Source organism: Asticcacaulis solisilvae (assembly GCF_017875235.1).
Lineage (GTDB): Bacteria > Pseudomonadota > Alphaproteobacteria > Caulobacterales > Caulobacteraceae > Asticcacaulis > Asticcacaulis solisilvae_A.
The window spans coordinates 186,096-205,746 of record NZ_JAGGMI010000002.1 but is presented as its reverse complement, the minus strand read 5'-3'; the positions used below and the strand labels follow the sequence as shown (position 1 = coordinate 205,746).

Here is a 19,651-nt window from a genome sequence, read left to right as displayed (position 1 = left end):
AGAAATGTCATCATGCTCTAAGTTTTTGTTTTGTCGCGATATTTAAGGCGAAAACCCCAAAGACGCTTCTTGGCACTTTTCGCCATATCGCTCTAGAGAAACGGAAATAGGAAGCCTGGCGACTCCGACAGGGCTCGAACCTGTAACCGTCCGCTTAGAAGGCGGATGCTCTATCCAGTTGAGCTACGGAGCCAGAGAGGTTCAGTGCGTCCAGGATTGCCGGCGGCCGTAGGCGAAGTTGTCGGCATAGGCCTTGATGATCTTCGGCGGCGTTTCAGGCTCGATCAGACGGAACGGAATGCCGTTGTGTTCGGCATAGGCCATGGCCTGGTCCTTGGTTTCAAAGGTCAGGCGGATCTGCGCATTCATATCCGCGGACGACGACCAGCCCATCAAGGGGTCCGGCGTACGCGCCGAGCGCGGTTCGAATTCCAGCACCCAGTCATTGGTCTTGGCGCGGCCCGATTGCATGGCGGTCTTGGCGGGTTTGAAAATACGCGCGAACATCATGATCTCCTGCGGGCCTGACTCAGTTGGCGCCGGCTCTGTGTCTGTTACTACAAAGGCCGCGCGTGGCAAAGGGAATTTGAATGGCGGGCCGCCTCATTGCGAATGAGGGGCTCGAGGATCGACCAATCGGCCACCCCTGTGACGCTGAAAGTAAGAAGAGACGACGGAGTCGGGCGAGAGGATTGGCTTCACTTCGTTCCGCCGAACTCATACGTGCTAACCGCACATATTCGTTTGACTTCGCTTCGCTCCGTCGAACTCAGCGTTGCATCCGCAACGCTTCGTTTCGAACCAGGAGGTTCTGATCCGATCACCGCGGCCATTTAAAAAGGCGGCCCGCGAGGGGCCGCCTTTTTAAATGGTCGGGGCGAGAGGATTCGAACCTCCGGCCTTCTGCTCCCGAAGCAGACGCGCTACCAGGCTGCGCTACGCCCCGACTTATTTCAATCTCAGTCTCCGAATGGTCGGGGCGAGAGGATTCGAACCTCCGACCTGCTGCACCCAAAACAGCTGCGCTACCAGGCTGCGCTACACCCCGCCGCAACCGGAGGACCGAGAGGCGCGCTTCATGCCATTTTCATTACGGCATAGCAAGCCCCTGAAATGCGAAAATCCGCGATTTTGCTCAAGCGGCTCTACGGCTTGTGGAAAAACGGGTGTTCAACGCGGTCACCCGGTTTCAGACCCAGTTGGTCGCTCAGGCCGGCCCGGATTTCCAACACGCCACTGGCCGGTCCGTTCGACGGCAGAGGCGTGGTATCAAGCGGCCTGGCATTCTTTTGGATGGAAACGATACGGCCATCCGGCGCGATATAGATGATGTCGAGCGCCGACACAGTATTCTGCATCCAGAAGGCGCGTTCGGCGACATTCGGAAATTCAAACAACATGCCGTAATCGTCCTTGAGGCCGGTGCGGCACATCAGCCCTTGCTCGCGCTCTCTGAACGTATCGGCAATTTCGACCTTGAAGTGGGTCGTGCCCTTAGCGCTGCGGACGCTTAGGGCTTCGGGCTTGGAATAAGGGGTGAGGTTCATGGTCGAACAGACCGACGCCACCTGATCCGGGAGGTTTACCGCCGAGAACGCCAGTCCGCTCGCGGCGAAACCCAGCGCCAGGACGCCCGCCGCCAAAACCACTGCTTTCATCATTGTCCAACCTCCAACCCGTGGCAGAGTCTTATCGCCGCCATTGCCGTTTTCAAAGGCGAATCTGTGGCAAAAAGAAAGCGCGGACAGCAGAGCCGTCCGCGCTTGCCTTTTAAGTCGTCCGGTTGCCTTAAACCAGGGCCCGCGGATGAACTTCGGTAACCACCAGCCCCTTGGGGCCTTCGCCGAAGCGGACCATGATGGTGTCGCCCTGCTGGACGTCCTCAAGGCCGTAACGGCGCAGGGTTTCAATGTGAATGAAGATGTCGGTCGGGTCGGAACCGCGAACGACAAATCCATAGCCCTTGGTGCGGTTGAACCACTTGATGGTCGCCGCTTCCAGGTCGCCAACGCGCACGCTGTCATTGAGATTACGGGTCGCACGCGGCGCATGATCACTACGATCCGCCCGCGCGGTTGCCGGAACTTCGGAGGCCTGGTCAATATGGTCGATACTGATGACCTGCCAACCCTTGGCCCGTTTTGCGATCTTACAGGTGATCCGCGCGCCCTCCTGCGCAGTGTCACGTCCAATGTCTCGCAGGCTTGAAATGTGAAGCAGAACATCCCGCATACTTGTCTGCGAGACATCCTGAGGGACGATAAAGCCATAGCCCTTGGCCGCGTCGAACCACTTCACGTGTCCTGAAATCGTAATCAGATCTTCCGCATCGCTCTTATTGCTATAATCAAACAAACTCATAATTCCTCACCACGTCAACAAGTACGCCCTCTAAGTGATCAATGAGATCACATTATCATAACACGGATATCTCAATTTGGGAGAGCAAAATAGAGATTAATTCGCATTTGTCGCGAATTTTACGGCAAAACCACGGTTTTTGCGAGCACATTCGACTCGTTCTCAAAAATGAGATCGATAACATTCTAAAAATGTGTGGATTAAAAGATTGACGTTACGTCAAATTCGCCAATGTTTCAGTGCTTTCCAGCACCGGGTGGCGAGATCTTGATGGCAGTCCCTAGGGGAGTCGAACCCCTCTCTTCAGGTTGAAAACCTGACGTCCTAACCGATAGACGAAGGGACCGCGTCAAGAGGTGCGCTAGTTAGCTTCTCTCGTTTTGCGTTGCAAGCGGATTTTCAAAAAAATTTGAACCTATACACAGGCAAGGCTGTTTATCGCGCGGCAAGCGCTATGTCCTCAATTTCAAGTTGAACGCCGCGCCGTCCCATATAGTCGTCGGCCTTGAGGCGGCCGATAATGTGCACCAAGCCCGATGGCCTCAGCAAAGCGTCACCGATAGCTGTGCCCTCCGCCCGCCATACAATCGCTTTCAGCTTGTGGCCGGACGCATCGCTGATCTCGCAGCGGACGTGGCCGCCCTTCAGCGCCTGGGCGTAGCCGATGCGGACGTCGGAAAAGGCGATCAGCGGTTCGGGATTGCCCTGGCCGTAGGGTGCCAGGAGGTCGAAGCGATCGAACAAGGCGCGCGACGCGGCCTTCAGACTCAGGATGCCATCGACATCGACCGTCTCGATCAGGTCGTCCGCGCTGGCGTGCGTGCATATATAGTCGTTGAGGAAGCGGCGTAGCTCCGGGATGCGCTCTGCGTCGACGCTCAGGCCCGCCGCCATGGCGTGGCCGCCGCCGGACAGCAGCAGCCCTGATTCGAAGGCCGCTCCGACCGCCTCCCCCAAATTTATGCCGGTCTGCGAGCGGCCCGAGCCCTTGCCCATGCCGCTCACCGGATCGATGCCGATAATAATGACGGGTTTGTGCCAGCGTTCGCGCAGGCGGCCGGCGACGATGCCGATGACGCCCGGATGCCAGTCGGCCCTCGCGATGACGACGACAGGATCCTCGGTCGGCCACAGGCCTTGGGTCTCGGCCGTGCGAATCGCTTCATCGAGCACCTGGGCCTCGACGTCGCGCCGCAGCTTGTTCAGTTCATCGAGTTCGCCGGCCAGCGCCGCGGCCTCAACGTCGTCGTCGGTCGATAGCAGACGGACACCAAGGTCCGAGCGCCCTACCCGCCCGCCGGCATTGATGCGCGGGCCGATGACGAAGCCGGAATGGAAGGTGTTCATCAGGCTTTGCGAATCGCTGCCGCCGGCGACTTCCATGAGCGCGCGGATGCCGGCGTTCTGGCGCCTCGACATGACCTTCAGGCCTTGCGACGCCAGGGCGCGGTTGAAGCCGGTAAGCGCGGTGACGTCGCAGATGGCCCCCAAAGCCGACAGGTCCAGCCACTGCATCAGGTCCGGGCGTGGCTTATCCGAGAACAGGCCGCGCTTTTCGGCTTCGCGGTTGAGCGCCGCCAGGACGACAAAGACCACACCGGCCGCGGCCAGGTTCCCCTGGGCCGAGGTGCAGCCCGGACGGTTGGGATTGACGACGGCGCGCGCCTTGGGCGGATCTTCGCGCATGAGGTGGTGGTCGATGACGACGACGTCCAGGCCGATACTGGCCGCGTGCTCCAGCGGCCTGTGCGCCATGGCGCCACAATCGACCGTAATCACCAGGTCGAAGCCCTTGCTTTTAAGTGAATCAAAAGCTGCATTGGACGGGCCATAGCCTTCGGTGACGCGGTCCGGCACATAGACAAAGAGGTCGTAGCCGACGGCGCGGAACCAGCGCACCAACTGGGCCGCGCTGGTGGCGCCATCGACGTCGTAGTCGGCGAAGACGCAGATTTTGGCATTGGCCTGAAGCGCATCGAGGATGGCTGTGACCGCCGCGCCCATATCCATAAAGCAGTTGGGGTCGGGAAACAGGCTTTTCAGCGTTGGACGCAGGAAGACATCCAGGCCATCGGCCGTCACCCCGCGCCCGGCGACGAAGCGCGCCAGCGGCTCGACGAATTCGGGCTCTACGAATTCCATCAACGCCATGCGCTGGGTGATGTCGCGTAAAGCCGCCTGTGACACGCCGGCGCCGTCCAGCCTGTCGCGCCAGCCGCGCCCGGTCAGGGAACGCACCACGCCGAGATAGGACGCGGGGCCCTCATTGGAAGATACTACGGTTCCGGCCGCGCTCATCATACCTTCAAGGGGCGGCGCATCGATAGTTTGCGCACGGTATGGGTCTTGGACATCATGACCAGACTTTCGGTCGTCATGAAAGTGGCGCCTGACAGGGTCGTCTCTTTTTGTACGCCCCGCAGCAGGGCGCCGTGCGTCACGCCGGTGGCGATAAAGACCGCGTCGCCGCTGACCAGGTCGTTGAGATCGTACTTCCGGTCGAAATCGGTCAGGCCGATGGCTTCGGCGCGGCGGCGTTCCGCGTCATTGCGGAACATCAGCCGGCCCTGGAACTGACCGCCGACGCATTTCAGCGCGGCGCAGGCCAGCACGCCTTCGGGTGCGCCCCCTGCCCCTATATATATGTCTATGCCGGTTTCCGGCTGGGCGGTGTGGATGACGCCGGCGACGTCCCCATCAGTGATCAGGTGGACGCGCGCGCCGGCCTGGCGCAGCGAGGTGATGATGCGGTCATGACGCGGCCGGTCAAGCACGCAGGCGACGATCTCCGAGACATCGACGCCTTTGGCTTTTGCGAGCGCGCGGACATTGTCTTCGGGTGAAGCATCGAGATCGACGATCCCCGGCGCATAGCCCGGACCGATGGCGATCTTGTCCATATAGGTGTCGGGCGCGTGCAGCAGGCCGCCGCGCGGCGCGAAGGCGATGACGGCAAGGGCATTGGCCATGGCCTTGGCGGCCAGGGTCGTGCCTTCCAGCGGATCGAGCGCGATATCGATGGCTGGACCTTTGCCGGTGCCGACCTTTTCGCCGATATACAGCATGGGCGCTTCGTCGCGTTCGCCTTCGCCGATGACGATGCGGCCGTCCATATCAATGGCGTTGAGCGCCGTGCGCATGGCGTCGACGGCGGCCTGGTCGGCGGCCTTTTCGTCGCCCCGGCCGATCTGGGCGAAGCTGGCGATGGCCGCTTCTTCGGCGACACGGACGATATCGAGACTAAGGGCGAATTCTCTGGCGGCGTCGGCGTCCGGCATGGTTTTTCTATTCAGTTCAAGCGTTTCGGGCATTATGCTTATCTTGGGCCTTTTGCGGTTTCCTCACATCCGCCGCGTCTTTGATATGGTGCGCAACGTGATGATTTCACCCATGGTTTGACGCAATATTACGCCGAAACAACGTTCGGTATACCGCGCAAAGACAGGCGCGCAACTGTTAGCAGAGTGCAGGGGCGCTGAATAGCCGATGCGCCAAAAAACGCAGCTTAGTCGGCGACGGGCGGCGGCACGGCCTGGGCGCGAAGCTTCGCGACAAAGGCCTGCAGCTCTTCGGGCGTCAGGATCTCATCGGCCGGCGCAGGCAGGGTACTGGCGATTTCCTGGCGCGCCGCGCCGGCGATCACTTCCGGCTCCTGCTTGTCCCAGACGAGCGCCGAGACTTCGGCATTCAATTGACGCTGCTTGGCCTTTTCGGCTTCGACGCGGCGCTTGATTTCGGCGGCTGTCGGCACATCCGTCGGCGGCGCGGGGAATTCCGACCAGCGCGGCATGGTGTCGAGCCCGCGCGACGGGGCCGGCGTCGTCGCGGCGTCCTGCGCGAACGCCATGGCGGGGGCGGCACAGCAGACGACGGCGATGAAAACGAAGATGGCGCGCATGGAAGGGCTCCGCAGACTGGCCGCAAATTAGCGGGTTCAACCGCAGGAAAACAAGAAAAATATAATGTGTATTGATTTTCGCCCGTGAAGCGACTGGATTGCCGCCGATAACATCTTTCAAATCGATTGTGTCTGAAGAGGCCGAATGAGCAAGCCGCCCGCCAAACCGTCCGTAGCCAAAAAGACTGTCGCGCCAAAACCGGCCACAAAGACGCCCGCCAAAAACGCCGAACCCGCTAAGGCTAGGGTTACGAAGGCGTCGGTTGCGAAAGCCGCGGCGACGAACGCGGCGAAACCTGTTGCAACCAAGGAAAAAGCGGCTCCGGTCAAGGCGGTCGCCGCCACGGTCAAGACAGCTAAGCCAGCGCCCGCGAAGGCGCCGGTGGTGAAGGCAGCCAAGCCCGCGGCTTTGACGCCCAAGGCAAAGCCGGCCGCAGCAAAGCCCCAGCCGCAACCCCAGCCTAACCCTGCCGAATCGGCGAGGCCGCAGCAGCCGCCGGACATGCCGCGCTTCGATAATGAAAACATGCGCCAGCTCGAAGCCCTGTCAGTCAACCTGGCCAAGGCGGCGATGACGGCCCAGAGCGCCCTGGCCAAGACGGTTTTCAAGCAACCCGACACAGCCGCGGGCGCAGCCCCCGTCGATCCGTTCCAGGTCGCGCCAGCCATGACCGAGATCATGAACTCGCTGGTCCAGAAACCCGACAAGCTCCTCGAGGCGCAAAGCGAGCTTATGACCGGCTATTTCCAGCTGTGGGGCGACATGTCGCGCAAGATGCTGGGCGCTGAGGCCGCGCCTGCGGGTAAGCCCGCTGACAAGCGATTCGCCGATCCGCGTTGGGAACAGAACCTCGTCTTCGACATGATGAAACAGTCCTATTTGCTGTCGTCGAACTGGATCAACAAGCTGATCTCGTCCGCCGAGGGCGTCGATCCCAAGGTCAAGCGCCGCGCCGAATTCTTCACCAAGCTTCTGACCGACGCCATGTCGCCGTCGAACTTCCTGATGTCCAATCCGGCGGCCTTGCAGACCCTGATGGACACCAATGGCGAAAGCCTGGTCAAGGGCATGGAGAAGTTCGCCGAGGACCTGGAGCGCGGCGACGGCAAGCTGAAGATCAGCCAGGCGGACTACAGCCGCTTCAAGGTCGGCGAAAACGTCGCCACCACGCCAGGCAAGGTCGTCTATCGCGGCCCCTATTTCGAACTGCTGCAATACGCGCCAACGACCGAACAGGTGCGCGAAACGCCGCTGCTCATCTTCCCGCCATGGATCAACAAGTTCTATATCCTTGATCTGCAGGCGAAAAACTCGCTGATCCGCTGGCTGACCGACCAGGGTTTCACCGTGTTCCTGACCGCCTGGGTCAATCCGGATGCGTCGATGAAGGACACGACCTTCGAAGACTATATGTTCGGCGGCATTATCGACGCTGTCGAGAAGGTCAAGGCGCAGACGGGCGTCAAGACGGTCAATACGGTCGGCTACTGCATCGGCGGGACGCTGCTGGGCTGTGCCCTCGCCTACATGGCCGAAAAGAACGATAAATCAATCGGTTCGGCGACCTTTTTCACCGCCCAGCACGACTTCTCCGAAGCCGGCGACCTGCTGCTGTTCACCAGCGAATCGTGGCTGAAGGAGCTTGAGCGCCAGATGGATGCCGCTGGCGGCGTTCTGCCCGGCTCGGCCATGGCCGACACCTTTAACTCGCTGCGCGCCAACGACCTGATCTGGTCCTTCTTCGTCAACAACTACCTGATGGGCAAGGATCTGGCGCCGTTCGACCTCTTGTGCTGGAACGCCGACCAGACGCGAATGCCCAAGGCCTTGCACATGTTCTACCTGCGCAAGTTCTACGGTGAGAACGCCCTTACCGAAGGCAATCTGATGATCGCCGGCGTCAAGATCGACCTGAAGAAGGTGACCATCCCGATCTACGAACAGGCCGGACGCGAGGATCACATCGCTCCGCCGGCCTCCGTCTACAAGGGCTCGAAACTTTTTGGCGGGCCAGTGACCTACGTCCTGGCCGGCTCCGGCCACATCGCCGGCGTCGTCAACCCTCCGGCCGCGCAGAAATACATGCACTGGCTCAATGACAGCCATCCCGACACGTTCGAGGAATGGCTGGCTGGCGCTGAGCAGCATCCCGGCTCGTGGTGGCCGCATTGGGCGGAGTGGCTGCATCAGCGTTCAGGCAAGATGATCCCGGCGCGCGATCCGGCCAAGGGCAAGATGGCGCCGATCATGGACGCGCCCGGATCTTATGTCCTCGTAAAGTCGTAAAAATTCATCAAAAGCAATGAATTAGAGCGCTGGCTTTGGCTGGCGCTTCTTTTTTGGCGAAACGCAAAATGGCCTATCAATATTGAAATTCACCGTGGAATAACCTGTTTTCTTAATATCTACAGATATATAGGCCTCCCCGTATAGCTAATGGCTGAGGTTAACATCTCAACTCAAAATGGCTTGAATCAATATTGATTTTTGGCGACTAGACACAGCCCTTTTCGCGTTTGTGGCGAAGCGGTCTTTTCTCCTGAAAATAGAAGGATTTTAGAGCCGCAGAATGATGGTTTCGACGATCGGGCGGCGGTCCCAGATGTTCTGGGCGGCCTTCTTGACGACCCGCGCGACGGTGATTTCGACGGCTTCGTCCTCGTCGCGGGCTTCGGCCGGCATGCCCCTCACCGCCTTTTCGACGAGATCGCACATCTTCTCGAGCTGGTCGGAAATCGTGTCCTCGTTCTCGAACGCCAGGCCCAGACCCCGGACATCGACGATCGAGGCCAGACGGTTCTTGGCGTCGAGCGCGAACGCCACGAAGATCATGCCATTGTGCGAAGCGTGACGCCGTTCGCGCAGAGCTTCCGAAGCTTCCGGCACCAGGATGCCGCCGTCGACAAACAGACGGCCCGACGGCACTTCATCGATGATTTCCGGCAGGCCGGGTGCCAGGCGTACCATGTCGCCATTGCGCGGCGTCACCTGATGCTTGACGCCGAGTTCAGCGGCCAAAGCCGCGTGCTTGAGCAGATGGCGGCGTTCGCCGTGAGTCGGCACGGCGATCATCGGACGCACCCAGCCGTACATCTCCTTGAGTTCGTCGCGACAGGGATGGCCGGAGACATGAATGCCGGGATGATCGCGTTCGGTGTGGATTTCGACGCCTAGGTCCGACAGGCGGTTTTGCAACGAGCGGATCGAGATTTCATTGCCCGGGATAACACGCGACGAGAAAACGCAGGCGTCGCCTTCAGAGAGCTTGACCTGCGGGTGGTTGCCGTCGGCGATGCGCGACAGGGCCGCGCGCGGTTCGCCCTGGGATCCTGTGCACAGATACAAGATCTGGTTTGGCTTGAGGCTGGCCGCCTCGCCTTCACTGATCGGTTCGGGGATACCCTCCAGCAGTCCGACATGGCGCGCCGCGGCCGTGATCCGGTGCATCGAGCGCCCGACCAGGCAGACTTGACGGCCACAGGCCATGGCAGCACGCATGACCGAATCGACACGCGCCACATTGGAGGCAAAGCACGCCACGGCCACACGCTTCTTCAGCGTCTTGATCAACTTGGTCAGTTCGTCGCGGACCCCGGCTTCGGAGCCGGCACGGCCTTCGACGAAGACATTGGTCGAATCGCACACCATGGCCAGCACACCGGCGTCGCCCATGGCCTTGATGCCTTCCACGTCGGTCGGCTCACCCGTGATCGGCTCTTCGTCGATCTTCCAGTCGCCAGTGTGGAACACGGTGCCCAAAGCCGTCTTGACCGCCAGGCCGTTCGGCTCGGCGATCGAGTGCGTCAGGGTGACATAGTCGATATCGAAGGGACCCAGTTTCAGGTTGGCATTGAGCGGTACTTCGCGGATTTCGGCGTCGTCGGCGCCGGCCTCGCGCAGCTTTTCACGCACCAGATAGGCGGTGAACGGCGTGGCGTAGATCGGCGCCTTGACCTTTTCCCACAGCCAGCCGATGGCGCCGATATGGTCTTCGTGGGCATGGGTCAGCACGATTCCGAGAATGGTTTCGCCCTGCAGGAATTCCGGATCGGGTACGATGACCTCGATGCCCGGCGTCGTCAGGTCGCCAAAGGTGACGCCGATATCGACGATGATCCATTGGCGGTCGTGCGCCGGGCCGAACCCGTAGAGGTTCAGATTCATGCCGATTTCGTTCGAGCCGCCGAGCGGCAAGAACACCAGTTCGTTGTTATTTTTCATTTTTATCTTTGTGAGAGCGTACGCTTGTAGATTTCCAGGAGACCCCTGAGGGTCAGATCATGGTCAAAATGATCGATCCTGTCCGTCGCCCCTTCGAACAGAGACGCCACCCCACCGGTGGCGATGACACACATCTTTTGGCCGTAGTCCGCCTCAATAGCGTTCACGAGGTATTCAATCAAGCCGACATAGCCCCAAAATACGCCGGACTGCATGGCCGTGACCGTGTCCTTGCCGATGGCGCTGGCCGGCTTTTCGATGGCGACGCGCGGCAGCTTGGCCGCCGCCTTGTGCAGGGCCTGCATGGAAAGATTGATGCCGGGCGCGATGGCGCCGCCTTCCCAGCCGCCATCGGCTGCGACGACATCAAAGGTCGTGGCCGTGCCGGAGTCGATGATGATCAGCGGGCCGCCATACTGGATGTGGCCGCCGACGGCGTTGACCAGGCGGTCGGCGCCGGCTTCGGACGGCTTCTCGATGCGGATGTCGATGCACAGATGCGTATTTTCGCCAATGACATAGGGCGTCTTGTGAAAGTAACGTTTGACCAGGGTGCGCAGGTTGAACAGCGACTGCGGCACGACCGACGAGATGATGCAGTCGTCGATCGCCTTGAAGTCAAAGCCGTGCATGTTGAGCAGCTGATAAAGCCAGACGGCGTATTCGTCGGCCGTGCGCGTCGTCTCCGTGGCCGTGCGCCATTGTGCGACCCAGGCTTTGCCATCGTGCAGCGCGAACAGCGTATTGGTGTTGCCTTGTTCAATGGCCAGAAGCATGACGATTTTCCGAAACTAAGACGCGGACTTTAGGCCGGCGTGGCGGCGCTATAGGTAATGTCGCCGCCGGTGATGGTGTAGACCTTGCCGTCCTCGCCGACGATTTCCAGCGCGCCGTAGTCGTCCAGGCCCTTCATTCGGCCGACCGTTTTCACTCCATCATTGTCGACCGTCAGGATGCGATCCTTGCCGTAAGCGCGCTCCAGCCAGGCGGCCGCCAGCTTGCTGAAATCCTTTTCACGCCACAGGTTGATGACGCCGTCGAGATGGCCGTTCAGCTTGTGCAGCAAGGCCACCGCGTCGAGCCCCTTGGCCTGCGGGCTGATCTCGCGCAAGGAAACGGTCAGATAGTCTTCGAAGATCGGCGCGGCGGCCAGATTGAGGCCGATACCGATAACGACGCCCAGGCGATTGGGATCAGGCGTCGTCTCGGTCTGGACGAGGATGCCGCACAGCTTGCGGCCGCGATGGAGCACATCGTTCGGCCATTTGATGCGCATCGACTTGTCGGTATCGGGCACAATCGGCCGCAACATCTCATAGACCGCCAGCGCCGTGACGAAGGAGAGTTGCGGGACATGGCGGACATCGATCTCCATGACCTCGTAGCGCGAGGCCATGAAGTTGCCCTTGGTGCCGACCCAGGTCTTGCCGTGACGGCCGACACCCTTGGTCTGCTCCTTGGCGAGGATCCAGCCGGGCTCGGTGGGCCCCAGGCGCACGCGCGCCAGAGCCAGGTTCTGGGTTGACGGCAGGCTGTCGAAGATTTCAAACTTCGCCATCTATCGCGCCGTCACCCTTCTCAGCTGCCGAAGCCGATGGCGGCGCGCTGGGCGACGTCATAGGCCAGCCACAGGAAGATCGCCACGCCGGGGAAGGCAAAAGCCGCCGACGCATACGATATCCATTTGGCTTCGGCCGGCGCCGCGTCGAGATCCGACGGCGGAGCATCGAACCACATCAGCTTCAGGATGCGCAAGTAGTAGAAGGCGGCGATCACCGAGGCGACCAGGCCGGCGGCGGCAAAGCCCCACAGCCCGCCCTGGATGGCGGCGCCGAAGACGAAGTACTTGCTCCAGAAGCCCGACAGCGGCGGCATGCCGAGAACCGACAGGGCCAGGACCGTGATCGCGATGGTCAGCGGCATGTTGAGCTTGGCGAGGCCAGCCAGTTGGTCGATGCGGCTGACCGGTTCGCCATTGCGCTTGAGCGCCATCTGGGCCGAGAACAGGCCTAAGGTGTCGATCATATACATGACGAAGAACAGCAGGAGCGCGGCGACCCCGCTCTGGCCAGCGGCGATGGCCAGAAGCGCATAGCCCATATTGGCGATCGACGAATAGGCCAGCAGGCGCTTGAAGTCTTTCTGCATCAGGCCGCCGAGGCCGCCGACCAGGAAAGACAGGACCGACAGGGCCAGGATGACCTGCTGCCACGAATGCTCCGAGCCTTCGAAGCCGGTTTGCAGGACGCGGGCCAGCAGAACCATGGCGGCGAACTTGGGCGCGCCGGCGGCGAAAGCGACGACCGGGGTCGGTGCGCCTTCGTAGACGTCGGGCGTCCACATATGGAAGGGCGCGGCTGAGACCTTGAAGGCCAGGCCCGAGATCAGGAAGACCAGGCCGAAAATCAGGCCGACGCCGGGGTTTGCCACCGTGTAGCGGGCGATTTCGACGAAGTTCATCGAGCCCGAGAATCCGTAGATCAGCGACGCGCCATAGAGCAGAAGGCCCGACGACAAGGCGCCCAGCACAAAGTACTTCAGGCCGGCTTCGGACGAGCGGGCGTCATCGCGGCGGAAGGCCGCCAGGACGTAGAGGGCCAGCGATTGCAGTTCCAAGCCGACATACAGCGCGATCAGGTCGCCCGCCGACACCATGACGCTCATGCCCAGCGTGGCGAGCAGGATCAGGATCGGGAATTCGAAGCGGCGGTTGTTCAGCCGGTCGAAATAGCCCTGCCCCAGCACAATGATGAACAGGCCGGCGATATAGATGGCAACCTTGGCGAAAACGGCGACGCCGTCGACGACCAGCGAGCCGTTATAGCCCTTGCCGAAGGCCGAGAAAGCGGCGGCAAATGCCGCGGCGATCAGGGCAACGCCGCAGAGCGCGCTGACCGAGGTCATGCCCTTGTCGCCGCGGAAGGCGCCGAAGACGAGGATGAGGACGGCGCTGATCCCGAGGATCAGTTCCGGTATCGAAAGCTGGAGAGACAGGTTCAAATCCATCTTAGGTCCTCATCCGCCGATAGCGGCGCGGTAACCGGCAACGAGCGCGTCGATGCTGGTCGTCGTAAAGTCGAAAACAAAGGCCGGATAGACGCCGAGCGCGATCGTGCCGACGATCAGCGGCACGAACAGGGCGACTTCGCGCGCCGTCAGGTCCGGATACTTCTTGAGCTCATCATTGGTGACGACGCCGAACATGACGCGCTTATACAGCACCAGCGCATAGACGGCCGAGAAGATAACGCCCGAAGCCGCCACGAAGGCCACCCAGGTGCCCCACTGATAGGCGCCGGTCATGGTGGTGATTTCACCAATGAAGCCCGACGTGCCCGGCAGGCCGACATTGGCCATGGTGAATAGCAGGAATACGAAGGCGAAGTGCGGCATCAGCTTGGTCAGGCCGCCGTAGAAGGCGATCTCACGCGTGTGCCAGCGGTCGTAGACCACGCCGACGCACAGGAAGAGCGCGCCCGAGATCAGGCCGTGGCTGATCATCTGGAAGACGGCGCCCTGGATACCGACGGCGTTACCGGCAAAGATACCCATGGTCACGAAGCCCATGTGGGCGACTGATGAATAGGCGATCAGCTTCTTGATGTCGGTCTGGCGGAAGGCGATCAGCGAGGTGACGACGACGGCGATGACCGACAGGGCCATGACCAGCGGCGCGAACATCTCGGACGCATCCGGGAAGAGCGGCAGGTTGAAGCGGATGAAGCCGTAGCCGCCGAGCTTCAAGAGGATACCTGCCAGCATGACCGAACCCGCTGTCGGCGCCTGGACGTGGGCGTCGGGCAGCCAGGTGTGGACCGGCCACATCGGCATCTTGACGGCGAACGACGCGAAGAAGGCGAACCACAGGAAGCCCTGGACATCGACCGGCAGCGGCGCGGCCGCCAGCTTTGCGGTCATTTCCGGGATCGAGGCTGTGCCCAGCGTCGTGACGAGGTACAGCATGGCCGCCAGCATCAGGACCGAGCCCAGGAGTGTATAGAGGAAGAACTTATAGGCCGCGTAGACGCGATCCTTGCCGCCCCAGATGCCGATGATCAGGAACATCGGGACCAGGCCGCCTTCGAAGAAGATGTAGAATAGGAAGAGGTCGAGCGAGGTGAAGACGCCGATGACCAGGGTCTCCAGCATCAGGAAGGCGACCATGTATTCGGTGATGCGGACCTTGATGCTGTCCCACGACGCCGCGATACAGATCGGCATCAGGAAGGCGGTCAAAAGGACGAACAGGATCGAAATGCCGTCGACGCCCATGTGGTAGGAGATCGGTCCAAACCACTTATAGTGTTCAACAAACTGGTAGTTCGAGGTCGACTTGTCGAAGGCCAGGACCATCAGGACGCTGAGCACGAGCGTGATCAGCGTGGTCCACAGGCTGATCCACTTGGCGTTCCGGGCGATGACCTCGCTGTCGTCCTTGCGGGCCATGGCGCGCATGACCAGGATGACGATCGCGCCGAACAACGGCAGGAAGGTCGTGAGGCTGAGGATATTTGGAATGGCAGGTAGCATTGGTTCCGTCATCTCCCCTTAATGCGCCATTCCGAACACAACCCAGGTCAGGAGACCTGCGATGCCGAGGAACATGAAGAAGGCATAGTGGTACACGTAGCCGGTCTGGGTCTTGACCAGCTTCTTGGCCGAAGCGAGCGCCGTCCAGGCCGCGCCGTTCGGGCCCAGGCCGTCGATGATCTTGACGTCGAGGATCTTCCAGAAGACGTCGCCCAGCCAGCGGGCCAGCTTGACGAAGATGAAGTCGTAGATCTCGTCGAAGAACCACTTGTTGTACAGGAAGGTATGAATGGGGCCTTCGTTGGCCGCCATCTTCTTGGGCAGGTTCGGACGAGCCATATAGAAGTACCAGGCCAGTGCCATGCCGAGCAGCGTGACGACGAGCGGCGCGAACTTCACCCAGGCTTCCTTGATGTGATGGGCGTCGTGCATGACGTGGTTGTTGGCGGCCGTGAAAATGGCGTGGCCCCAGAAGTCGTGCGCGTGGTCGCCGATGAAGTATGGCGCGAAGACGAAGCCCGCGGCAACCGCACCTACGGCCAGGACGACCAGCGGGATCAGCATGACAGCCGGGCTTTCGTGCGGCGTATGGGCGTGGCCATGGCCATGAGCATGGTCGTCATGGGCATGGTCGTCGTGCGCGTGGGCATCATGGCCGTGCGCGTCGTGCGCATGGTGATCGTCATGGCCATGTTCCCAATGCTTCTTGCCCCAGAAGGTCATGGCGACCAGGCGCCAGCTGTAGAAGGAGGTCAGGAGCGCGGCCAGGATGCCCATCCAGAAGGCGAACATGCCTTGCGGGGTATTGTGCATGACCCAGGCGCTTTCGATGATGGCGTCCTTCGAGAAGAAACCGGCGAAGCCGATCTGGGTATAGGGGATGCCGAGGCCGGTGATGGCGATGGTGCCGATGGTCATGACGGCATAGGTGACAGGCAGGTACTTGGCCAGGCCGCCCATCTTACGCATGTCCTGTTCGTGGTGCATGCCGTGGATGACCGAACCGGCGCCCAGGAACAGCAGCGCCTTGAAGAAGGCGTGCGTGAACAGGTGGAACATGGCCGCCTGATAGGCGCCGACGCCGGCGGCGAAGAACATGTAGCCGAGCTGTGAACAGGTCGAATAGGCGATGACGCGCTTGATGTCGTTCTGCGTGAAGCCGATCGAGGCCGCGAAGATGGCGGTGATGGCGCCGATGTAGGCGACGATCATCTTGGCCTGGGGGGCGTATTCGAACAGCGGCGACAGCAGGCAGACCATGTAGACGCCGGCGGTGACCATGGTGGCGGCGTGGATCAGGGCCGACACGGGCGTCGGGCCCTCCATGGCGTCCGGCAGCCAGGTATGCAGGAAGAACTGCGCCGACTTGCCCATGGCGCCGATGAACAGCAGGAAGGCGGCAAGGTCGAGCGCCGAGAAGGTCTGGCCGAGGAATTCCCAGCCCTTGCCCTGATAGGCGGCGATCTGCGGGAACAGTTCCGCGAAGTTGATGGTGCCGAACTGCCAGAAGACCGTCATGATGCCCAGCGCGAAGCCGAAGTCGCCGACGCGGTTGACGACGAAGGCCTTGATGGCGGCCGAAGACGCGCTGTCCTTATGGAACCAGAAGCCGATCAGCAGGTACGAGGCCAGGCCCACCCCTTCCCAGCCGAAGAACAGCTGCATGAAGTCGGCGGCGGTTACCAGCGCCAGCATGGCAAAGGTGAATAGCGACAGGTAGGCGAAGAAGCGCGGGCGCGAGTCGTCCTCGGCCATATAGCCCCAGCTGTAGAGGTGGACCAGCGAGGACACGCTGGTGACCACGATCAGCATGGTCGATGACAGGGCATCGACGCGGATCGACCAGGCCGACTGGAAGTCACCGATATTGATGAAGGGCAGGATTTCGACGGTGAAGTCAGCCTGTCCGCCCCAGGTGTGGGCAATGAAGTTGGTCCAGGCCAGGATGCACGACAGGAACAGAAGACCGGTCGTCACCGCCTGCGACGGGATATTGCCGATGCGGCGGCCGAAGAAGCCGGCAATGGCCGCGCCTATGATCGGCGCGAACACGGCAACGGTAACAAGCGTGGCCGCGCCGGACGACAGCGCACCAACGGGTGCGGCCGCGTGAGCGATTTCGGCGACGGCGTGAGTGGAAAGCACGACGATTATCCTTTCATCATGCTGGCGTCATCGACGGCGATGTCGCCGCGATTACGGAAGAAGGTCACGAGGATGGCCAGGCCGACGGCGGCTTCGGCCGCGGCGACGGTCAGAACGAACATGGCCATGACCTGGCCCTGGACGTTGTGCAGGTAGCTTGAGAAGGCCACGAAGTTGATGTTCACGGCCAGGAGGATCAGTTCCACCGACATCAGGATGATGATGATGTTGCGGCGGTTGACGAAGATGCCGAAGACACCGATCGTGAACAGGATGGCCGAAACGGCCAGGAAGTGGGCAAGGCCAATATCGGGCGTCATTCCTGGATTCCTTCTCCGGATTTGGCGGGGACCACGGCGACCGCATCCTTGCGGCGGCGCGTGACCTGGGCGTGGATGTCCTGACGCTTTACGTAGGTGCGGTGGCGCAGGGTCAGGACGATGGCGCCGATCATGGCGACCAGCAGGACGAAGCCCGCCATTTCGAACAGGTAGGCGTAGGTGGTGTAGAGCTGCTCACCGATCATGCGGATATTGCTCTTGGCCGCGCTGTAGTGCGGCAGGTTGCCGGCGGCGGCCCCTTTGTTCGCCACGGCGATGTTGACGAAGATCAGCTCAAGCAGGATGACGATCGCCAGGGCACCGCCCAGCGGCAGGTAGGTCGCGAAACCCTTGCGCAGCTTGTTGAAGTCCACATCCAGCATCATGACGACGAAGAGGAACAGAACCGCCACCGCGCCGACATAAACGACGATCAGCAGCATGGCCAGGAACTCGGCGCCCAGGAGAACGAACAGGCCGGCTGCCGAGAAGAAGGACAGGATGAGGAACAGGACGCTGTGCACCGGGTTGCGTGCGGTCACCACCAGGAGACCGGAGACGCAGGTGCAGGCTGCCATCAGATAAAAAGCAATTGCCATCAAGCTCATAGCTTACATTCCTCAGCGATACGGGGCGTCGAGTTCCAGCGCCCTGGCGATTTCCCGCTCCCAGCGGTCGCCATTGGCCAGAAGCCGTTGCTTGTCGTAGAGCAGTTCCTCGCGCGTATCAGTCGCGAATTCGAAGTTCGGGCCTTCGACGATGGCGTCGACCGGGCAGGCTTCCTGGCACAGGCCGCAATAGATGCACTTGACCATGTCGATGTCGTAGCGCGTCGTGCGGCGCGATCCATCGGCGCGCGGCTCGGCCTCGATGGTGATGGCCTGGGCCGGACAGATGGCTTCGCACAGCTTGCAGGCGATACAGCGTTCCTCGCCATTGGCGTAGCGGCGCAAGGCATGCTCACCCCGGAAGCGCGGGCTGATCGGTCCCTTTTCGAAAGGATAGTTGATCGTCGCCTTGTGGCGGAACATGTACTTGATGGCCAGGCCGGTGGCGCCGACGAAGTCGAGGAGCAGCGCGCCCTTGATGCCGGAGATGATGCGGGAGATCATATTGTGCCTCCAAAAACGCGGTAAGCAGCGACGATGACGACGGCGGCCAGGGACGCAGGCAGGAAGACCTTCCAGCCGAGACGCATGAGCTGGTCATAGCGGTAGCGCGGGACAATGGCCTTGGCGATGGCGAACATGACGAACCAGAAGACTACCTTGCCGATGAAGGTCAGAAGATAAATGATCGTCAGCAGCCAGTCAGGCATCCCTAAGCCGTCCAACGGCACGGGGAAGTACCAGCCGCCGAAGAACAGGATGGTGATCATGGCGCACATCAGGACGATGTTGGCGTATTCACCGATCATGAACAGCAGGTATGGCGTCGACGAATATTCGACCTGATAGCCGGCGACCAGTTCGGATTCGGCTTCGGGCAGGTCGAACGGCGGACGGTTGGTTTCGGCCAGGGCCGAGATATAGAACATGACCATGATCGGGATCATGATGATGGCCAGGGGCAGATAGCCGCCGCCAAAGACGTTCCAGTTCCAGATGCCGCCGGCCTGGTGGTTGACGATGTCGCTGAGGTTCATCGAGCCGCAGATCAGGATGACGGTGACGATGATGAAGCCGATCGAGACTTCGTAGGACACCATCTGTGCCGCCGAACGCAGCGCGCCCAGGAACGGATATTTCGAGTTGGACGCCCAGCCACCCATGATGATGCCGTAGACACCCAGCGACGAGATGCCGAGCAGGTAGAGGATGCCGACATTGATGTCGGACACGACCCAGCCCGGGGCGAACGGGATGATGGCCCAGGCGGCAAAGGCCAGGACGAAGGAGATCAGCGGCGCCAGCAGAAAGACCACCTTGTCGGCGCCGGCCGGGATGATGACTTCCTTTAGCACGAACTTGAAGAAGTCGGCGAAGGACTGCATCAGGCCGAAGGGGCCGACGACGTTGGGACCTTTGCGCATCTGCACGCCGGCCCACACCTTGCGGTCGCCCCACAGCAGGAAGGCCAGCGACACCATGACGCCGACGATCACCGCGAGCGTCTGCCCTACGGTAATGATCGTCCAGCCAACGGGAGAACCCCAGAAACTTTCCATAGTCGCTT

At 61.1% G+C, this 19,651-nt stretch carries 17 protein-coding genes and 4 tRNA genes; 1 reads left to right on the top strand and 20 read right to left on the bottom strand.

The window, feature by feature from the left end; translation table 11 throughout:
* Positions 1-116 precede the first annotated feature (116 nt).
* From J2X24_RS04035 to J2X24_RS03990, 10 genes are all read right to left on the bottom strand, one after another.
* Positions 117-193: transfer RNA gene (locus J2X24_RS04035), tRNA-Arg, on the bottom strand.
* Between the two features lie 8 nt (positions 194-201).
* On the bottom strand, positions 202-507 hold the full coding sequence (locus J2X24_RS04030) for an ETC complex I subunit (protein ID WP_209716988.1): 306 nt from the start codon (positions 505-507) through the stop codon (positions 202-204).
* Between the two features lie 362 nt (positions 508-869).
* Positions 870-946: transfer RNA gene (locus tag J2X24_RS04025), tRNA-Pro, on the bottom strand.
* A 25-nt stretch (positions 947-971) separates the two neighbouring features.
* Positions 972-1,048, bottom strand: a tRNA-Pro gene (locus J2X24_RS04020).
* 97 nt (positions 1,049-1,145) lie between these two features.
* Entirely contained in the window at positions 1,146-1,661 is a 516-nt protein-coding gene (locus J2X24_RS04015; protein ID WP_209716985.1) for a DUF192 domain-containing protein, read from the bottom strand.
* A 127-nt stretch (positions 1,662-1,788) separates the two neighbouring features.
* Positions 1,789-2,361 (bottom strand): cold-shock protein, encoded by a 573-nt coding sequence (locus J2X24_RS04010; protein ID WP_209716982.1) that lies wholly within the window; start codon positions 2,359-2,361, stop codon positions 1,789-1,791.
* A gap of 271 nt (positions 2,362-2,632) precedes the next feature.
* Positions 2,633-2,707: transfer RNA gene (locus tag J2X24_RS04005), tRNA-Glu, on the bottom strand.
* A gap of 89 nt (positions 2,708-2,796) precedes the next feature.
* On the bottom strand, positions 2,797-4,659 hold the full coding sequence (gene recJ, locus J2X24_RS04000; protein ID WP_209716979.1) for a single-stranded-DNA-specific exonuclease RecJ: 1,863 nt from the start codon (positions 4,657-4,659) through the stop codon (positions 2,797-2,799).
* Entirely contained in the window at positions 4,659-5,639 is a 981-nt protein-coding gene (gene glpX, locus J2X24_RS03995) for a class II fructose-bisphosphatase (protein WP_209718256.1), read from the bottom strand. The genes recJ and glpX overlap by 1 nt, the downstream gene beginning before the upstream one ends.
* 227 nt (positions 5,640-5,866) lie before the next feature.
* Positions 5,867-6,259 carry a hypothetical protein gene (locus J2X24_RS03990; protein WP_209716976.1) on the bottom strand — a complete coding sequence of 131 codons (393 nt, stop codon included), beginning with the start codon at positions 6,257-6,259 and terminating at the stop codon, positions 5,867-5,869.
* A 145-nt stretch (positions 6,260-6,404) separates the two neighbouring features.
* Here J2X24_RS03990 and phaC point away from each other — a divergent pair, with 145 nt between their 5' ends.
* Positions 6,405-8,546 (top strand): class I poly(R)-hydroxyalkanoic acid synthase, encoded by a 2,142-nt coding sequence (phaC, locus tag J2X24_RS03985; RefSeq protein ID WP_245344436.1) that lies wholly within the window; start codon positions 6,405-6,407, stop codon positions 8,544-8,546.
* Positions 8,547-8,816: 270 nt separating this feature from the next.
* Here phaC and J2X24_RS03980 read toward each other — a convergent pair whose 3' ends face one another.
* The 10 genes from J2X24_RS03980 to nuoH form a co-directional block, all read right to left on the bottom strand.
* Complete coding sequence (locus J2X24_RS03980) at positions 8,817-10,481, bottom strand: ribonuclease J (RefSeq protein ID WP_209716973.1); 1,665 nt, start codon at positions 10,479-10,481, stop codon at positions 8,817-8,819.
* A 2-nt stretch (positions 10,482-10,483) separates the two neighbouring features.
* Positions 10,484-11,257, bottom strand: a complete 774-nt coding sequence (locus J2X24_RS03975; protein WP_209716971.1) for a type III pantothenate kinase — start codon at positions 11,255-11,257, stop codon at positions 10,484-10,486.
* A gap of 29 nt (positions 11,258-11,286) precedes the next feature.
* Positions 11,287-12,039: a biotin--[acetyl-CoA-carboxylase] ligase gene (locus J2X24_RS03970; RefSeq protein WP_209716968.1), complete on the bottom strand. Its 753-nt coding sequence runs from the start codon at positions 12,037-12,039 to the stop codon at positions 11,287-11,289.
* 20 nt (positions 12,040-12,059) lie between these two features.
* Positions 12,060-13,487, bottom strand: coding sequence for an NADH-quinone oxidoreductase subunit NuoN (gene nuoN, locus J2X24_RS03965; RefSeq protein ID WP_209716965.1), 1,428 nt, complete (start codon positions 13,485-13,487; stop codon positions 12,060-12,062).
* Between the two features lie 9 nt (positions 13,488-13,496).
* Positions 13,497-15,011 carry an NADH-quinone oxidoreductase subunit M gene (locus J2X24_RS03960; RefSeq protein WP_209716962.1) on the bottom strand — a complete coding sequence of 505 codons (1,515 nt, stop codon included), beginning with the start codon at positions 15,009-15,011 and terminating at the stop codon, positions 13,497-13,499.
* Positions 15,012-15,029: 18 nt separating this feature from the next.
* Complete coding sequence (gene nuoL / locus J2X24_RS03955; RefSeq protein ID WP_245344467.1) at positions 15,030-17,099, bottom strand: NADH-quinone oxidoreductase subunit L; 2,070 nt, start codon at positions 17,097-17,099, stop codon at positions 15,030-15,032.
* 62 nt (positions 17,100-17,161) lie between these two features.
* On the bottom strand, positions 17,162-17,476 hold the full coding sequence (gene nuoK, locus J2X24_RS03950; protein ID WP_209716954.1) for an NADH-quinone oxidoreductase subunit NuoK: 315 nt from the start codon (positions 17,474-17,476) through the stop codon (positions 17,162-17,164).
* Positions 17,473-18,084, bottom strand: a complete 612-nt coding sequence (locus tag J2X24_RS03945) for an NADH-quinone oxidoreductase subunit J (RefSeq protein ID WP_209716952.1) — start codon at positions 18,082-18,084, stop codon at positions 17,473-17,475. The genes nuoK and J2X24_RS03945 overlap by 4 nt, the downstream gene beginning before the upstream one ends.
* A gap of 12 nt (positions 18,085-18,096) precedes the next feature.
* Positions 18,097-18,588, bottom strand: a complete 492-nt coding sequence (gene nuoI / locus J2X24_RS03940) for an NADH-quinone oxidoreductase subunit NuoI (protein ID WP_209716948.1) — start codon at positions 18,586-18,588, stop codon at positions 18,097-18,099.
* Positions 18,585-19,643 carry an NADH-quinone oxidoreductase subunit NuoH gene (gene nuoH, locus J2X24_RS03935; RefSeq protein WP_209716945.1) on the bottom strand — a complete coding sequence of 353 codons (1,059 nt, stop codon included), beginning with the start codon at positions 19,641-19,643 and terminating at the stop codon, positions 18,585-18,587. Before nuoH ends, nuoI begins: the two co-directional genes overlap by 4 nt.
* Between the last annotated feature and the right edge of the window lie 8 nt (positions 19,644-19,651).

Bases quoted from the DNA above. Each gene is read 5' to 3' on its own strand.
- nuoI (WP_209716948.1), bottom strand. From the start codon at position 18,588: ATGATCTCCCGCATCATCTCCGGCATCAAGGGCGCGCTGCTCCTCGAC.
- nuoN (WP_209716965.1), bottom strand. From the start codon at position 13,487: ATGGATTTGAACCTGTCTCTCCAGCTTTCGATACCGGAACTGATCCTC.
- glpX (WP_209718256.1), bottom strand. From the start codon at position 5,639: ATGCCGGACGCCGACGCCGCCAGAGAATTCGCCCTTAGTCTCGATATC.
- J2X24_RS04015 (WP_209716985.1), bottom strand. From the start codon at position 1,661: ATGATGAAAGCAGTGGTTTTGGCGGCGGGCGTCCTGGCGCTGGGTTTC.
- J2X24_RS03975 (WP_209716971.1), bottom strand. From the start codon at position 11,257: ATGCTTCTGGCCATTGAACAAGGCAACACCAATACGCTGTTCGCGCTG.
- J2X24_RS03960 (WP_209716962.1), bottom strand. From the start codon at position 15,011: ATGCTACCTGCCATTCCAAATATCCTCAGCCTCACGACCTTCCTGCCG.
- nuoH (WP_209716945.1), bottom strand. From the start codon at position 19,643: ATGGAAAGTTTCTGGGGTTCTCCCGTTGGCTGGACGATCATTACCGTA.
- J2X24_RS04030 (WP_209716988.1), bottom strand. From the start codon at position 507: ATGTTCGCGCGTATTTTCAAACCCGCCAAGACCGCCATGCAATCGGGC.
- J2X24_RS03990 (WP_209716976.1), bottom strand. From the start codon at position 6,259: ATGCGCGCCATCTTCGTTTTCATCGCCGTCGTCTGCTGTGCCGCCCCC.
- J2X24_RS03970 (WP_209716968.1), bottom strand. From the start codon at position 12,039: ATGGCGAAGTTTGAAATCTTCGACAGCCTGCCGTCAACCCAGAACCTG.
- phaC (WP_245344436.1), top strand. From the start codon at position 6,405: ATGAGCAAGCCGCCCGCCAAACCGTCCGTAGCCAAAAAGACTGTCGCG.
- J2X24_RS03945 (WP_209716952.1), bottom strand. From the start codon at position 18,084: ATGAGCTTGATGGCAATTGCTTTTTATCTGATGGCAGCCTGCACCTGC.
- recJ (WP_209716979.1), bottom strand. From the start codon at position 4,659: ATGAGCGCGGCCGGAACCGTAGTATCTTCCAATGAGGGCCCCGCGTCC.
- J2X24_RS04010 (WP_209716982.1), bottom strand. From the start codon at position 2,361: ATGAGTTTGTTTGATTATAGCAATAAGAGCGATGCGGAAGATCTGATT.
- J2X24_RS03980 (WP_209716973.1), bottom strand. From the start codon at position 10,481: ATGAAAAATAACAACGAACTGGTGTTCTTGCCGCTCGGCGGCTCGAAC.
- nuoK (WP_209716954.1), bottom strand. From the start codon at position 17,476: ATGACGCCCGATATTGGCCTTGCCCACTTCCTGGCCGTTTCGGCCATC.